General features: G+C 42.8%; 15 protein-coding genes and 1 tRNA gene. 8 read left to right on the top strand and 8 right to left on the bottom strand.

The genetic code is table 11. The features are described 5' to 3' along the window. Positions 1-596 precede the first annotated feature (596 nt). From gatC to H0262_RS11265, 7 genes are all read left to right on the top strand, one after another. Entirely contained in the window at positions 597-911 is a 315-nt protein-coding gene (gatC, locus tag H0262_RS11295) for an Asp-tRNA(Asn)/Glu-tRNA(Gln) amidotransferase subunit GatC (protein ID WP_011512845.1), read from the top strand. 65 nt (positions 912-976) lie between these two features. Next, entirely contained in the window at positions 977-2,473 is a 1,497-nt protein-coding gene (gene gatA / locus H0262_RS11290; protein WP_181210834.1) for an Asp-tRNA(Asn)/Glu-tRNA(Gln) amidotransferase subunit GatA, read from the top strand. Continuing rightward, complete coding sequence (gene gatB / locus H0262_RS11285; RefSeq protein ID WP_181210833.1) at positions 2,473-4,002, top strand: Asp-tRNA(Asn)/Glu-tRNA(Gln) amidotransferase subunit GatB; 1,530 nt, start codon at positions 2,473-2,475, stop codon at positions 4,000-4,002. Before gatA ends, gatB begins: the two co-directional genes overlap by 1 nt. 114 nt (positions 4,003-4,116) lie before the next feature. Then, positions 4,117-4,193, top strand: a tRNA-Pro gene (locus tag H0262_RS11280). Between the two features lie 203 nt (positions 4,194-4,396). Then, positions 4,397-5,104 carry a hypothetical protein gene (locus H0262_RS11275; RefSeq protein WP_181210832.1) on the top strand — a complete coding sequence of 236 codons (708 nt, stop codon included), beginning with the start codon at positions 4,397-4,399 and terminating at the stop codon, positions 5,102-5,104. 133 nt (positions 5,105-5,237) lie between these two features. Beyond that, a complete protein-coding gene (locus H0262_RS11270) occupies positions 5,238-5,417 on the top strand; it encodes a hypothetical protein (RefSeq protein WP_181210831.1) in 180 nt (59 codons plus the stop codon). 102 nt (positions 5,418-5,519) lie between these two features. After that, positions 5,520-6,476 (top strand): DUF1853 family protein, encoded by a 957-nt coding sequence (locus tag H0262_RS11265; protein WP_181210830.1) that lies wholly within the window; start codon positions 5,520-5,522, stop codon positions 6,474-6,476. 25 nt (positions 6,477-6,501) lie between these two features. On the opposite strand, the gene H0262_RS11260 is transcribed toward H0262_RS11265, so the two are convergent. The 8 genes from H0262_RS11260 to H0262_RS11225 form a co-directional block, all read right to left on the bottom strand. Beyond that, positions 6,502-7,032 (bottom strand): DUF2726 domain-containing protein, encoded by a 531-nt coding sequence (locus H0262_RS11260; protein WP_181210829.1) that lies wholly within the window; start codon positions 7,030-7,032, stop codon positions 6,502-6,504. 302 nt (positions 7,033-7,334) lie between these two features. After that, positions 7,335-8,522, bottom strand: coding sequence for an SPOR domain-containing protein (locus H0262_RS13255; protein WP_181210828.1), 1,188 nt, complete (start codon positions 8,520-8,522; stop codon positions 7,335-7,337). 230 nt (positions 8,523-8,752) lie between these two features. After that, on the bottom strand, positions 8,753-10,126 hold the full coding sequence (locus tag H0262_RS11250) for a folylpolyglutamate synthase/dihydrofolate synthase family protein (RefSeq protein ID WP_181210827.1): 1,374 nt from the start codon (positions 10,124-10,126) through the stop codon (positions 8,753-8,755). Between the two features lie 229 nt (positions 10,127-10,355). Further along, on the bottom strand, positions 10,356-11,309 hold the full coding sequence (gene accD, locus H0262_RS11245) for an acetyl-CoA carboxylase, carboxyltransferase subunit beta (protein WP_181210826.1): 954 nt from the start codon (positions 11,307-11,309) through the stop codon (positions 10,356-10,358). Positions 11,310-11,571: 262 nt separating this feature from the next. Next, the gene (gene trpA, locus H0262_RS11240; RefSeq protein WP_181210825.1) at positions 11,572-12,390 is read right to left on the bottom strand and encodes a tryptophan synthase subunit alpha; all 819 of its coding nucleotides are present in this window, start codon (positions 12,388-12,390) and stop codon (positions 11,572-11,574) included. A gap of 23 nt (positions 12,391-12,413) precedes the next feature. After that, positions 12,414-12,902, bottom strand: a complete 489-nt coding sequence (locus tag H0262_RS11235) for an HNH endonuclease (protein WP_181210824.1) — start codon at positions 12,900-12,902, stop codon at positions 12,414-12,416. A 184-nt stretch (positions 12,903-13,086) separates the two neighbouring features. Next, entirely contained in the window at positions 13,087-14,289 is a 1,203-nt protein-coding gene (trpB, locus tag H0262_RS11230) for a tryptophan synthase subunit beta (protein WP_181210862.1), read from the bottom strand. Positions 14,290-14,469: 180 nt separating this feature from the next. Beyond that, positions 14,470-15,153 (bottom strand): phosphoribosylanthranilate isomerase, encoded by a 684-nt coding sequence (locus tag H0262_RS11225; protein ID WP_181210823.1) that lies wholly within the window; start codon positions 15,151-15,153, stop codon positions 14,470-14,472. Between the two features lie 137 nt (positions 15,154-15,290). On the opposite strand from H0262_RS11225, the gene H0262_RS11220 reads away from it, so the two are divergent. Continuing rightward, positions 15,291-16,916, top strand: coding sequence for a deoxyribodipyrimidine photo-lyase (locus H0262_RS11220; protein ID WP_181210822.1), 1,626 nt, complete (start codon positions 15,291-15,293; stop codon positions 16,914-16,916). Positions 16,917-16,933: the final 17 nt, after the last annotated feature.

Genomic DNA, 16,933 nt, shown 5'->3' with positions numbered 1-16,933 from the left:
TTACCCGTGGCGAGAGTTTATCATCGTAACAAGTCAAACCGAAGCTATAATGATGAAATGAAAAAACTGAGCTAAATTATACCGATTTGGCTCAAAAAAAACACAGATATTTGCATCAGTACGCTAGGATTTTGCGCTTATGCGCTAAAAGTTGTTACAAAGTTTGAAATCGCAGACCATACCAGCCGCTTTGATGAAACAGCCTTTAATTCAATCACTAACAAGCAGCTACCGTCTTATGATATTTACTAAGTAATTTGCTTGATAACTTGCTTAGCAGCAGCTACCCACTGTAACGTATTTCGTCATTAAATGGGGAGCTATTGACCATCAACTTTTTACTATCCAGTCAGCTTTGCATAATTGCTTATTAAGTTGAGCCTTTTTTAATAGAAGAGTCGTGAATAAAGCCCTTTTAAGCAATCTTGTGAGTAAAGATTGTGCTGTAATCAAGTGTCCTACTCTGTAAACTTCGGTCAGATGCTTTATAATAAAGCCACTGTATACTTACATCTTTATATAAGTCGCTTATTTTAGTGCTTATCTGTTTTAGTCATATTCTACTCTAACAAAAACTGTCCGTAACTGGAGACACTATGTCACAGCAACCATTAACGTCTGACAACACTGTCAGCCGTGAAGAAATCCTAGAAGTTGCCAACCTTGCCCGTTTAGGTGTCGATGAAAATACTGCCGATAGCTATGCTGCTGATATCTCTAAAATACTTAAGCTGATGAACACGCTTGGTAATGTCGATACCACTGATATCAAACCTTTATCAAACATTCATGAAGCTTGCCAAGATTTGCGTGCTGATGTCGCTAAACACGATATCAATCGTGAACGCAATCAATCGGTCGCCCCTGCTGTCGAAGATGGCTTGTATTTGGTACCGCAAGTGATTGAATAGGCGGCTGTCGCTCTCTGATTTCGTATCTTACTTTATGCTATTAACATTTTGACGGACGACACCTTATGTCTGAACTTCATTTATTAAGTACCCAGCAGCTCATTACTGGTCTGCAAGACAAACAATTTAGCAGCCTTGAGCTGACTGACCACTACATCAAACGTATCAACGCGCTTGATAGCAAGATCAACAGTTTTATCACTCATACCTCTGAGACAGCGCGCGCGCAAGCAAAAGCGGCGGACGAGATGCGTGTACAAGGGGACAAACGCCCATTACTTGGCGTACCCATGGCGCATAAAGATATTTTTTGTACTCAAGGCGTATTGACGACCTGTGGCTCTAAAATGCTGCATAACTTTATCTCTCCTTATGATGCGACCATCGTCACTAACATTGATAAAGCTGGAATGATTAGCCTTGGTAAGCTCAATATGGATGAGTTTGCGATGGGCTCAGACAATGAAAGCTCATATTATGGTGCGGTGCACAACCCTTGGAACATAGCGCATGTGCCTGGTGGCTCATCAGGTGGTAGTGCAGCAGCCGTTGCAGCAGGATTTGTACCCGTTGCGACTGGTAGTGATACCGGTGGCTCTATTCGTCAGCCTGCCTCATTTTGCGGCTTAACGGGCATCAAACCTACTTATGGTCGCGTCTCGCGCTTTGGTATGATTGCTTATGCCTCGAGTCTTGATCAAGCTGGTAGTATGGGTCGCAGTGCCATGGACTGTGCCTTCCTATTACAGCCAATGATTGGTCATGACCCACGCGATGCGACTTCTATCAAATACGAAATGCCTGATTATGTACAAGATTTAAATGACGCTGCTACCAGCGCTGGTGATAAACCGTTTGCCGGTTTACGTATTGGCGTTGCTAAAGAATATTTTAGTAAAGGACTTGATACTGAAGTCGAACAAGCAGCTCGTGCAGCGTTAAAGAAATACGAAGAACTTGGCGCGACCATTGTAGAGGTGACAATCACTGATCCAGAGATCACCCTTGCTACCTATTATATGCTCGCACCAGCTGAAGCATCATCAAACCTATCACGCTTCGATGGTGTGCGCTTTGGGTATCGCTGTGAAAACCCTAAAGACTTGATTGACTTATATACGCGCTCGCGTTCTGAAGGCTTTGGTCCTGAAGTACAGCGCCGTATTTTGTCAGGGACTTATGCGCTATCTGCTGGTTACTTTGATGCCTATTATACTAAGGCCCAAAAAGTGCGCCGCATAATTATCAAAGACTTCGAAGATGCTTTTGCCAACTGTGATGTGATCGCCAGTCCAACGGCGCCAACAGCGGCTTATAAACTTGGTGAAGACCTTGATCCTGCAACGATGTACCTAGGTGATGTTTATACCATTGGTGTCAACTTAGCGGGTCTACCTGCGCTTAGTCAGCCAGTTGGTTTAACCTCAGCAGGCTTGCCTATTGGTTTGCAATTGATTGGACAATATTGGCAAGAGAGCAAATTGCTCTCTACTGCTCATTTATTCCAGCAGCATACAGATCATCATCTGCAACACTCTACCATCGCGAAGGAGACGGTATAATGAATACAGCAACTACTACTGATAACAACGCCGTTCGCAAACACGATGTTCGTAAAGAGCTATTCGTCGATGGTTATGAAGTGGTCATCGGTATCGAGATTCACTGCCAGCTGAACACAGAAAGTAAGATATTCTCGAGCGCGCCGACTGACTTTGGTCACGAGCCAAACAGCCAAGCCAGTATTGTAGATTTAGGCTTACCGGGTGTCTTGCCAGTTCTAAATGCTGGTGTGGTTGATCGTGCGCTAAAATTTGGTATCGGTGTCAACGCTGAGCTGGGGTTATTCAATACCTTTGACCGTAAAAACTACTTCTATCCAGACTTGCCTAAAGGCTATCAAATCACCCAGATGGCCAATCCTATCGTTGGCGAAGGCTATATAGATGTCGTGGTCAATGAAGGTGAAAAGAATGAATATCCTAAGCGCATGGGTATTACCCGCGCGCATCTAGAAGAAGATGCTGGTAAATCAGTACACGATGCCGTCGATGGTATGACTGGTGTGGATTTGAACCGCGCTGGTACGCCATTAATCGAAATCGTCTCTGAACCTGATATGCGCTCGGCTCACGAAGCGCTTGCCTATATCAAAGCCATTCATCAGCTGGTGACTTGGCTGGGTATCTCAGACGCTATCATGGCAGAAGGCTCCTTCCGCTGTGATTGTAACGTCTCTATCCGTAAGCCTGGAAGCGAGCTTGGTACACGTACTGAGCTTAAGAACCTAAACTCATTCCGCTTCATCGAGCGTGCCATCAATCGCGAAATCGAGCGTCAAATTGACATCTTAGAAGACGGCGGTAAAGTTGTGCAAGCAACGATGCTTTATGACCCAGAGCGCGACGAAACTCGGGTTATGCGTACCAAAGAAGACGCCAATGATTATCGTTATTTCCCTGATCCTGACTTGCTACCTGTGCGTATCGAGCAGCATACGGTTGATAGCATTCGTGCAGCGATGCCTGAGCTACCGGTTGCCCGCCGTGCGCGTTTTGAAGAAGCGCTTGGTCTGTCAGAATATGACGCTCGTATCTTGACTGGTAGCCGTCAAATTGCTGATTACTTTGAAAATGTGGTTGCAGAAGTTGGGCAAGCAGATGCCAAAATGGCAGCTAACTGGGTAATGGGCGACCTACTCGGTGCGTTGAATAAAGATGATAAGGAAATTACTGACTCCCCTATCAGCGCCAAGCAATTGGCTGGTATGCTATCACGCATAAAAGACGATACTCTATCTGGCAAATTGGCTAAGAAAGTATTTAGTGCCTTATATGAGCGCGAAGGCGGCGATGCTGATGATGCAGCAGATAAAATCATCGAGGAAAAAGGTCTTAAGCAAGAAACCGATACAGGCGCTATCAAAGCCATCGTTGAAGACGTCATTGCTAAAAATGCAGCGATGGTTGAAGAGTATCGCGGCGGTAAAGAAAAAGCCTTCAATGGTTTAGTTGGTCAAGTAATGAAAGCCAGTCGCGGTAGTGCCAATCCACAGCAAGTCAACCAAATTCTGAAAGAGTTACTGGGTTAAGGTTGACTGCTCATTGGTTATACTGGCTATGATATATAAAATGCCATTGTAGATTTTGGCTGAAATAAATAGCTCTTGCAATATACATAATTTTGCGTAAAATAGTCAGTCATTCGGGGCGTAGCGCAGTCTGGTAGCGCACTACACTGGGGGTGTAGTGGTCGCAGGTTCAAATCCTGCCGTTCCGACCAAACATAGTAGTAAAGAGAGAAGCCAATCATTGTTTTCAATGGTTGGCTTTTTTTTGTGATAAATTTGGCTGATAATTAAAGAAAGAAATAGTAAAATTTGAGCAGGGCTAGGATTCATTACTCAAAAGCCAGCCAGCCACACACCTTTAGGCTGGTACTGACTTGCAACTACTATAATTTAAGGGTGTGTAAAGGTGTAAATTATGGTTAATTCTAGAGAGGGTTTTTCAGATGCTGACCTTCAAAAAATTCTCGAACAAGCCGAACGAATAGAGTTTGAAAGATTGCAACATAGAACAACTATACCCACAGTATTTATAAAAGAATTACTAGATAGCCCACCTAATTTTTTACTAAGTCGTCATTTTTTTGACGTAGGTTATAAAGATAGGAAGAGAATATCAATCATTCATGAGCTAATAGAAAAGATAGAGAATATTGCTATTGAAGACTGCAAAGGACTTTTAGAAGAACAGGGTTATCGTGTAGATTTTGAGAAAGAAGAATCTATTATGTATAGAGGATTATCTGTTCATATTATGCTCAGTAACAAAGATATTTACTTAGAGTCAAAGGAGCTTAAATGCTTGAACTTTCATAAACTATTTGACTGTATCAACTTAGTTGGCTATGTTTTTGGTGCAGGAACAAATGAAGTTAGAGGTGATAACGATTTTCAAAAAAAACTATCAAAGTCCAACAAGACAAAAGCGAATAAAAGATGGTCAAAACACAATCAAACCAGACCTGAAAAAAAGAAACTATACCTAGAAATTATGGATCAACAGAACTTCACTACTTTTGCTGAAACAGCCGAATATATTAAACAGCACATTGAAACAGATAAAAAACCATCTTATGACACTATCAAACGATGGTTAAGCCAAGCCAACAAAGGCGATTTTTCATAACCTATCATACTGTGGTATGCAGGCATACAACACGCTATGCATGCATAAGTATTTAGCTATAACCATACAACCTATAACATAAATCCATGAACCGTTACTCACCGTTGTGTAACGGCATAACATGGAGCTAAACATGACACAGCAAGATCATATCCCACCTAATCTAGAACAACAGCCACCGCATAACGCGCCTAGCAACTTATCAAAACGGCTACTGCCAATACTAAAAATGATACTTAGCATTCTTTTGCCTTACTTACTATCACCGCCTGATATCAGCATTCATATTCATCACATTAATATCCTGTTTTAAAGTCAATAAACTGAGCACTACCCTAGCTGATACTCGTGTCCTATAGACTTTTATAGAGCGAGCCGTTAGGGTAAATGCTACAACGTTACGATGGTTTATCCTATGCCCGAGCCTATCGCTCAGCCCCTCTCGACTTACCTTATAAATGACGCACCTTGGGAAGCTTACCAGCGACCTTATGTGCGTGATTTGGCGTATGTGCTTGCTTGCCCAAACGTTTTGACTAAATGGCTTGACGTTGCGCCTTACCAAAACACTTATGCTATTTCCGTACATAGCGCAAGTTTTTGGCAACAGCAATTCGCAGGATATCAGCAGCGTTTAAAAGAGTTGGATACCACCAATGACTATCAGGCGCTAACCCGCTATTTACTAACGCGTCCAAGTCCCAATCGTTTGGGTTTTCACTTTGAAGGGTTACTGTCATTTTGGTTAGAGGATGCGTTTGCGCGTAAGCTGCATCCATATGAAACACTCGCTAATAATGTACAATTATTTAACGGCAAGCAGACGACTGGTGAGCTGGATTTAATCTTATATAATCATGCAGAAAATCTGGTCGAGCATTGGGAGCTGGCTATTAAGTTCTTTATGGGATCAGCACCGTTTGAGCCGGAGAACTGGGTTGGCATCAACTCCAAGGACAATCTACAGCGCAAAATAACCCACATGCAAACCAAGCAGTTTGATAGCATTTGGGTCAATACGGAGAAACATGGGCAAATTAAAATTGATAAGCGCTATGGCGTGATAAAAGGGCGATTCTTTTTGCCAATCAACACCTGTAATTTTACTTATCCATCTTGGTTATCACCAAGCTTTCCTATGCATGAGTGGTGCGATAAGACTGATAGCGCAAATCTTTCGATGATTGATATTGATACATTACGCGCTGCTCATTATATTGAATGGTTTAGTAAACGCGACTTTTATGATGACCGTCAGTCGCCACTGAACAATTCTAAAAACGATATATTAAAAACAGGTTTATATTTTGCAGGCGATAGACCTATTGTTATTTATCCTAAGCAGACCGAACAAGTAGAAAATAAACTTTGAGCTTTTATCATCATCTTAATAACTTTTAATAACTCTCAATCACTTGCATCAGCTCATATCTCAGCATGTCGGCACTCGGCATGCGCTCCGCATGAAAACGCACGATAGCAATGCCCGCACTGGCAAGCGCCTTGTCTTTTTTGTCATCGGCTTTTTGCCTTGCTTTACTGCTATGTGTCCAATCATCAAGCTCGATGGCAACCAAGGTAGTCTGCGCATCAATATCAACAATCACATAATCAACACTTTGGCGGCAGATACGATTGAACCAAAAACTGCGCTCAGACGTCTCATTACTGTTCGCTTCAATAATCCGTGACAGCTGTACTTGCACAAAAATATGATATTCCGGTAATGCATTTTTTAACTTATTAAAAAATATCACTTCAGTAGGGGTCATGATAGGCATCGGCGCAAACGGCCAAATAGCCAACTCATCACCGCGTACAGGTGGCGGATCTGGTGCAACAGCTTGTTTATTAGAAAATAATTTTGGTAAGGTAATCAGCCCCAAAAAGCCAACTGCCAATATTAAAAATATAGCGCCAAATGACATGGTTTTACCTTATACAATATCTAAGCAGTTAGATAGCTTGCCTATATGCTAGCCTAGCTAACATAACAAACTACCTTTAACTGCAGCAGGTCGACCCTTATGGGCTAACAGGTTATACAGAGAGAAACAAAAATGGTGCTCATGGTAACTAAGTATGAGCAAATGGACAAACACTAAAACGAAAAACACGACAATAGATGTCGTGTTTTAATTATAAAGCATCAAATGATAATAATTGAAAGTACTCTCACTAAGATTGTAGGTCCACATTCATTATCATACGTTTAGCAGTTTAACAATATCTAGCGCCAATATAATACCCAAGCGCTGGTGGTATTCACTTTGGGGTCACTATTGATCTTATCCTTCAAGGCTAAAGCGGCTACTTTACCACGCTCAGGACCGACAATAACCCGTACACCGCGACTCGTCGGGCTGGTCTTAACTTGATAACCTGCAGATTGGAATTTTTTTGCCATCTCATCCGCTTTGGATTGGTCGTTTGCTAACGCTACTTGTACCCCAAAGCTACCTTTAGCATCGGTTTCTTTGACTTCTTTACGGGCTTCACTGAGTTTTTGCTGAGCATCACGTTTAGCGTCTGCTGACTTTTTCACTAAAGCTTCTTCTCTTTGACGCTTTTCTTCACGTGCCTGTTCAGCCGCCGTCGCTTCTCGCTCTAAACGCTCTACTTGCTTACGCGATGGAATCGTAATGGTTTGACCAAGATTTAGCGATGTTGATGGTGAGAGATTATTGGCTTGAGCTAAGACTTCTACCGGCATATCGTACTGGCGTGCCAGTTTAATCAGCCCATCTCCTCTTTTGACTTGATAGTCAGAGGGCGACTTAGGTGGGGTCTTTTTTGCGGCTTCATCCGCCTCGCGCTTTTTTTCCGCAGCTACTTGCGCTTCAGCCTGCTTTTTAACGTCTGCTTCTTTTTTGCTATCTGCTAATTTCTTAGCAGCAGCTTGCTCTCTAATAGTTGCTTGTCTTTCAGCTGCCTGCTGCTCCGCTAGTGCTTTCTTCTTTGCTTCAGCACCATCAGTGGACGTCTCTGCACTAGAAGGCGCTGATATAGGTGTTGCAAGTGTGTTCTTCGTCGCCTCTTTATTAGTACTGTTAGTATCAACGTTATCTTCGATACTTGGTGTGGTGCTCGCCAGATATTGCTGACTTTCAGCGCGTGCTTTTGCCAATGCTTGCGCCTCTGCCGCTTCTTGTTCAGTTAAGAACTGCTGAGCACGCTTTTCTTGTTCTGCAACGCGAGCGGCACGCTCTTTTTGTTTTTGTGCCAAGATACGTTTTTCTGTTTCGATATCTGTTGTCAGTGGTTGTACAGACGTAGGCTCAGCACTCGGTTGATTGATCATTGCCGATCCCGGCTGTGATTTATTGGTATCACCAATTTGTTGTACCATGGCGTATAGCATCACGCTACCACCGATAATCATCCCAATGCCCAATAAGGCTTGTCTCGAAAAATTCATCCGTTTACGTCTCTTAGTTAGTAATAAGGTTGATTGGGCGGCGCGGTTATTGTTTTAAACTATATTATAGATAGCTTAAATCAGCAAGCTATTAGCGCCAGTTGCTTCCATCCGTGTTAATACTAATGCGCTAGGTTTTAATCACTTTGATTATAAAGCATATTTTTCATGCTGTCTGCCACCACGCTATTACTAAGACTAACATCAAACAGTCAATGTTTTAACGTAAATTATCGCGTTTCAAGCGTAGACAATGCCTCTCCAATCGTATGAAAAGAGCCACAGACTACAATCAAATCTTGTGGCTGACTGGCATTTATAATCGCATGAGTGGCTTCTTGCAAACGCGCAAACTCATGTATCTGAGCATCATCGACATAGCTCGCTAAGATACCTTGCAAATGCTCCGTAGTGGCAGCACGTGGATAATCAATTTCAGCGATGAACCAATCACTGATTGGTAAGCCTGCTGTCGTCAAACGCTGCACCACTTTATTAATATCTTTATCACCTAGCATAGAAAACAACATTTTAATGGTAGCAGGTTCACCTGAAGTTTGATTAACTTGTTCAGATGTACTTTGCTGTGTTAAATGCTGCTGCCAAAGCGGTAATAATTGCGCCAATAAAAACTCAACGCCTTGATCATTATGCGCCACATCAAATAGCCAATGACGCTCATGGACTTCACGATAATCGAAGCGACCGGCAAGCTTAACTGTTTTTAGCGCTTGCTCTATAGCATTGGTATCGACGTCTAAGGGACTTGCAAGTACTGCTGACAGAGCATTGGCAGTATTGGTCAATGACAGTGCGGGTTGAGGCAATTGTAGAGTGACAGCGGCATTGCTATATTGCCACGTAGTCGAATTATTTTCACAATAGCTGAACTCTTTACTGACTTGATAACAAGTCGCCTGATGCTTATCTATCGCTTGCTGTACGCTATTTGGCATCTCTGTAGCACCGTAAATGACGCTAATCCCATCACGTAAAATACCTGCTTTTTCCGCTCCGATGGCTTCCACATTATCACCCAACCAATCAACATGATCGATGGCAATATTGGTAATCACTGCCATATCAGGGTCGATGATATTGACCACATCTAAGCGACCGCCCAGCCCTACTTCTAACACCCAAACATCGCAATCCGCTTCCGCGAATATCAACAATGCGGCCAGTGTTGTCATCTCAAAAAATGACAATGTTAAATCACATTGCAACCGTGCCGCTTCTACCTTGCTAAAGGCAGCAATCAGGGTTTCATCGCTGACCATCTCGCCATCGATCCGTACCCGCTCGTTAAAAACGCTCAAGTGCGGCGATTGATATAAAGCAGTTTTATATCCTGCGGCTTGGCACATCTGCGCGATGACCGCAGTCGTCGAGCCTTTGCCATTAGTACCTGCAACCGTAAATACATAGGCGTCATCTTTGGCTGATTGTATGACTCCCAATGCCTCAGCAACTGGTAGTACTCGTGATAGCCCCATATCTATCGCCGAGACATGAATCTGCTGCATATAATTCAGCCATTCGGTTAAAGAGGCTTGGTTGTCAGGGGTACTACTGGGGCTATGAGACGCTAAAGAATCAGACATGGACAGAACCTATATCAAAGTTTGAGATAAAAGATAAAACTTATATAAAAAAATAAAGAGAGTATAACTAGCTTGCTACAAAGCAAAAATAGCATTTACCGTTATTCACGATAAATGCTATTCATTAGTTTTACATATTTGGCAGATATTAGCACGCCGCTCGATCATTATGCAGTGAAATTATAAAACAGCTGCTTGAATCTAACCCACGTGTTTTTATTTTTACTACCTACTGAGCATCAACGTTGGGTACGCTACACAGTTTTGCCAGCAGACGATAAATAGTATCAATCATTTGATGACGATGTACCACTTCGTCAACCACACCATGCTCTAGCAAAAACTCTGCACGTTGAAACGGCTCTTCTAGTGTCTCACGTACTGTCTGTTCAATCACACGCTTACCAGCAAAGCCAATCATGGCTTTTGGTTCTGCTAAGTGAATGTCACCAAGCATCGCAAGAGATGCGGTCACACCGCCATAAACAGGATTGGTCAGTACCACGATATATGGCACGCCAGCAATTCTCAAACGCTCAATTGCTGCTGCTGTTCTTGCCATTTGCATGAGTGATAGCAAGCCTTCTTGCATACGCGCACCACCAGAGGCAGCGAAACAGACCAAAGGTACTCTATCTGCGAGGGCTTTTTCGGCAGCTTGAACAAAACGGTCGCCAACCACCGAGCCCATAGAGCCACCCATAAATCGGAAGTCAAACGCACAAGTTACGATATCGAGATTGCGTAATTTGCCATGTAGCACAATCAACGCTTCACTCTCTTTCGTTTTTTCTTGTGCTTCTGCCATGCGATTTGGATACGGCTTACTGTCTACAAACTTTAGCGGGTCTTTGGCGGTAAACTCTTGCCCAAGCTCGCCTTCTACTTGATCAAGCAGCCAGTTCAAGCGCTCACGAGCACTCATCGGTAAATGATGGTCACAATGCGGGCACACGTAACAGTTAAAAATCAGCGCTGTATTGGTAATGATCGAATGGCAGCTGCTGCATTTTGTAGAAGGCTCTGTCTCTACAGCGGTCAATTGCGCCGTTAATTGCTGTTTGATACCCGGAATCGGGCGCTCAAACCATGATTGACCGGCTTTATTGCCATTCTGCTGCAGGCTTGTACTATCATTATTTATATCAGGTTTTGTCATCGTATCAGTCATATTATTCGCCATTATCTAAGGCTTATTGGCAAGCTCACTTGTGCACTTGTCCGTAAGAGTCCATTTATAAGAATCAGTTTAATCGTCACATATCCTCATGACTTTAGCAATTATAAGGCACGCTAATGCATAACTGTGACCATTTATATGTGATGTTAGTTTACACACGTAAACTAACTTTAGCAAAGCCATTTGCCTGTGTCTTTATAAACATTGTTATAAATACCCTCATAAATATTGTGACGATAATTTACCCAACTGTTTGAGCGGGTGCTTATAAACTATCGAGTGCGCCGCGTAACTCATCCATTTTTGCCATAATTTTTTGCTGAGCATTAGCGACTGCAGTGATATCATTGGCATCGATATCAGCAAAGTTCTGTACCAATGCACTACCGACGATAATACCATCCGCATAAGCACCAATTGCTTTGGCAGAAGTTGCATCACGAATACCAAAGCCCACACATACTGGCAAATCCGTCTCTGCTTTAATGGCCTGTACTTGCTTTGCAACATCGTCAGTATCTAGCGTTGCTGAACCCGTCACGCCTTTTAAAGACACGTAATAGATATAACCACCGCAATGAGTCAATACTTGCTGACGACGTTCAGCCAGCGTAGTTGGTGATAATAAGAAAATCTCATTCATCGCGTGCTCAGTCAAATGCTGGGTAAAGCTACCCGCTTCTGCTGGTGGCAAATCAACCATCAAGATACCATCGACGCCTGACTGCTCGCATAGCGCAACAAAGTTATCATAACCGATAATCTCTACTGGATTGAGGTAACCCATCAGGATAATTGGCGTCTGCGTATCTTGCTGGCGAAATTCTGCAACCATCTTTAGCGCATCACGAGTGCTTGTACCCGCTGCCAATGCACGCTCGCCTGCTAACGCAACAGTTGGACCATCTGCCATTGGGTCAGAAAATGGTAAGCCCACTTCAATCATATCTGCGCCATGCTTGACTAAATCATGCAGCAAGCCAACAAAGTTGCTTGGATTGGGATCGCCTGCCATCACATAAGGGATGAGTGCTTTTTTATTTTGTGCTTTTAGGGTTTCAAAGGTGCTTTCAATTCGGGTCATAGTGGTCTCTTATAATTTTAAAATTAATTTGTTGTCATTGAATCGCGTAAGGCACGCATCTGTTTAATAGAATTCTCAAAACTTGCTTGGGCGGTTTCTATAATGGCATCGACTTGAAAGACTAAGTCAGCATCTAACTGACTAATAAGAGATTTCTGATGCCAATTCTCAATATATGCTAAGCGTTCTACATAAACCGAATTGGGTAGATTTTGACATTTAATAACTAAGAATTCTCGCCAAGGCATTTCTCTTTTTTCATCACCATTACAAATATTGCATGCCAGCACAAAGTTATAAACGTCATTGCTACCTCCATCTCTTACAGCATGCAGGTGGTCAAGATGACCTTTGCGACTATTAGGCTCAATAACTATATTGCAGTAAGCACATTTATTATCAAAGTAATTCCAAACTTGCTGCTTCTGGGACTTATTAGGATGAGTGTCTATAACTTGTAATAGGCTACGTTTAATCTGATTTTTTGCCATAGAAGGTGTGACTTTTGCCATTTTGCTAACCCTCTGCTTTTTCAAAAAATTCTATAATGGAAAACCCTTCTTAATAGGCTATCTAGCGCGTTTTTCAAAATCGAATAATATAAATTTATATTGTGAACCCTCTATTAGATTTAATAGAGGGCATTATGAAACTTAATGAATAATATACTAATAATTTTTAAGCTAGAAAATGACTCTAAAGCTCAATCCCTTCTGCCTTCATCACCGAATGCAAATCTTTATCGCCGCGACCAGACATATTGACGATAATAGTTTGATCAGGAGTCATCGTTTTAGCCAGCTTCAGTGCATAAGCGACCGCATGAGCAGATTCAAGCGCCGGAATGATGCCTTCTTTACGCGTGACTTCATGGAAACCTTCTAACGACTCCTTATCGGTACAACCAACATACTCAACACGCTTCATATCTTTTAAGAAGCTATGCTCAGGACCAACACCAGGGTAATCAAGACCTGCGGAGATAGAATGGGTTTCTTGGATTTGACCTTCATCATCAGCCATCAAGTAAGTACGGTTACCGTGTAATACACCAATACGACCAGCAGCTAATGGTGCAGAATGACGACCCGTCTCAATACCATCACCTGTTGCTTCCACGCCATACATTTTAACGTCATTATCATTTAAGAAGTCAAAGAACAGGCCAATGGCATTTGAGCCGCCGCCAACACAAGCGACTAGCGCATCTGGTAATTTACCCGTCATTTGCAGATGTTGCACACGCGCTTCTTTACCAATAATTGCTTGGAAGTCGCGTACGAGTAATGGATAAGGATGCGGACCTGCAACCGTACCAATAATATAATATGTGCTATCCACATTGGTAACCCAGTCACGCATCGCTTCATTCATCGCATCTTTAAGAGTGCGTGAGCCAGATGTTACCGGCACAACTGTCGCACCCAATAAGCGCATACGGTAGACGTTCATCTTTTGACGCTCAACATCGTCCGCGCCCATATAAACGATACACTCTAGTCCCAAACGCGCGGCAATCGTCGCCGTCGCAACGCCATGTTGCCCTGCTCCAGTCTCTGCAATAATACGTTTTTTGCCACTCATTTTGGCAAGGAGCGCTTGACCAATAGTATTATTGACCTTATGAGCGCCAGTATGGTTTAAGTCTTCACGCTTAAAGTAAATTTGCGCACCGCCAATCTCATCACTTAGACGCTTGGCATGATAGAGAGGCGTTGGGCGTCCAACATAGTTGACCAAATCATTGTGATATTCTTCCCAAAACGCAGGGTCTTTTTTGACTGTGTTATATAACGTTTCTAGCTCTTCTAACGCTGCCATCAAGGTTTCAGAGACAAAGCGTCCGCCGTGGACGCCAAAATGTCCTCGCGCATCAGGATACTGGTTAAAATCTTGCACGCTTTCTGGATTGGTAAAGCTATTAATAGCGTGTGCGGTGGCAGATACATCTTTGTTAGCGACATGACTCATGGTAATTCCTACTGTAATAAGTGGTATTTTTTAGGATAGCTGTTTTTTGGAATAACTATAGGGAAAACTGTTTATATAGTTTGCTTTGGCAATGTGGCAGCAGTAAAGCTAACTATTTATATTCGAAGGTTCGCCAAGCGTCTCGTTTTGCCATCGGTCGCGTTTTACCGCTTTCATAAAGGCGCGAATCTTAGCGGGGTCTTTTTTGCCTTTATCAATCTCAATACCGCCGCTGACATCGACTGCGTAAATAGGCAGCTCTATTGTGGCAGCGACATTGTCAGCATCAAGCCCACCCGCTAAGATAATCGGTAGTGAGCTGTCATTCGGTATCAAACTCCAGTCAAAGCGTGCGCCTGTGCCGCCATACTTATGCTGATGGTAGGCATCTAGTAATATACTGCTCGCCCCTGCTGCGGCAAAACTGTCAATTTGCATCTTTACACTATCGAGCGTATCTTGCTCAGCATTGACACGCAACGCTTTAATCCAGCGTTTATTGACGCTGCTTGCCAGCTGACGGCACTGCTCGGGCGTTTCATCGCCGTGAAATTGGATAATATCAAAAGAGACATGATTTGCCAGTTCAATAAGCTCATCTTCAGGCATATTGACGACCAAAGCCACTACACTGATAAAAGCCGGTACTGCAGCACTCAATATTTGCGCCTGCTCGATTGTAACCGCACGAGGACTTGGCGGATAAAACACAAAGCCAATGGCGTCCGCATTGAGCTTAACAGCAGCTTTAATATCATCAAGTTGAGTAAATCCACAAAACTTAACGTGCATGAGGTGACCTTGCGAAAGACTGAATATGATGATTTGTTAATAAAGGAGCAAATCAATTGCATCCAAAAACTTATCCTAGCATACTTTTATTCATAGTTTTGTTTATGATTGCGATTGATTAATATGGGAATAGATGAATGTCTAAAACGGCGGTAGCGATAAAAAATAATTCACACAACAAAGTCGAGGATATTCATCAGTTGCATTATCTCATGTGGTTTCGCCGTGATCTACGCGTTCATGACAATACTGCTTTGGCTGCCATGTGTGAGCGTGCAAACGAAGACAATGCTCAGCTCAGCGCGGTATTTTTTCTTACCCCTGAGCAGTGGCAGGCACATGACATGTCGCTTACACAGCTTGATCATATTGCGCGAACACTCCCTATCCTCGCAGAAAAACTGCACCAGTTGAACATCATTTTAACCTTGCAAATCTGCCCTAATTTTACTGATTGTATAGCTGCGTTGAGCGCATTATGTGAGACAAATAATATCAGCTGCGTGATGGCAAATCATGAGTACGAAGGTAATGAGGTTGCGCGTGATGAGCAATTAACCAAAAAGCTCCTCGAGACTGATATTGAGTTTATCCGCTGGCATGACCAATGTATCTTACCACCGAAAAGTATCACTACCAATGATGACAGCATGTATCAAGTGTTTACCCCATTTTATAAAAAATGGCGGCATACCTTGGAGGTTAGTGACATACAAATTCATACAGCACTTGCCGTCATAGATAATAAACAAGTTAATTTAACATTATCAGAAAACAGTGCAAACACTATTCAAGATATAGAGGCATTGTGCAAAAAAACTGTACACGACTATCAAGAATATCTACAAACTCATAAACCCTATCAAAATATAGATACGGACAAGCAAATTAGCCAAGCGCGCCTTGCCTATCCTGCTGGCGAAGTTGCTGCTTGTCATCGATTAGAGCACTTTATCGCGGATAATATCAATAACTATGATGTGAGCCGCGATGTGCCAAGCTTACAGGCGACCAGTCAGCTATCCGCTTACCTTACTATTGGAACAATCAGTCCTAGAGTGTGTTATTTACAAGCTACTCAGGCATTAGGGGAATTACATGGAAATGATGGTGACAACTTTGACAACGGTGACAATAACGACATCAACCGCTGGATAAGCGAGCTGGCTTGGCGAGATTTTTATCGCCATGTTTTAGACTATAAACCTGAGCTTATCCGCCATCAAGCGTATAAATATGAGACTGATAAGAAAATCAACTGGTCATATGATGAAGATGCTTTTGCAGCATGGCGTGAGGGCAAAACGGGTGTGCCATTAGTCGATGCAGCGATGCGCTGCATTAATGCGACAGGCTTTATGCACAATCGCTTGCGCATGGTTACCGCGATGTTTTTGACTAAAGATTTATTGATTGATTGGCGCTGGGGTGAGCGTTACTTTATGCAGCAGCTGATAGACGGTGACTTTGCGTCTAATAATGGTGGCTGGCAGTGGAGCGCATCAACAGGTACAGATTCTGCGCCCTATTTTCGTATTATGAATCCCTTTAGCCAAGCTAAAAGCCATGATGCTGAGGGAATATTCATTAAGACTTGGCTACCTGAATTAAAACCGATTCCTACCAGCATCTTGCATAGCGAAGACAAAATGCGCAAGGCACTGAACAAGAATGGTACCTTTGCAGATATTGATTATCCTGTGCCAATCATTGAGCATAAACTGGCACGCCAATTAGCGATTGCTGAATTTAAAAAAGAGTAATATCTATAGTTAAAATA

It is taken from the genome of Psychrobacter sp. D2 (assembly GCF_013608135.1).
GTDB lineage: Bacteria > Pseudomonadota > Gammaproteobacteria > Pseudomonadales > Moraxellaceae > Psychrobacter > Psychrobacter cryohalolentis.
This window is presented reverse-complemented; position numbering and strand designations above follow the sequence as displayed.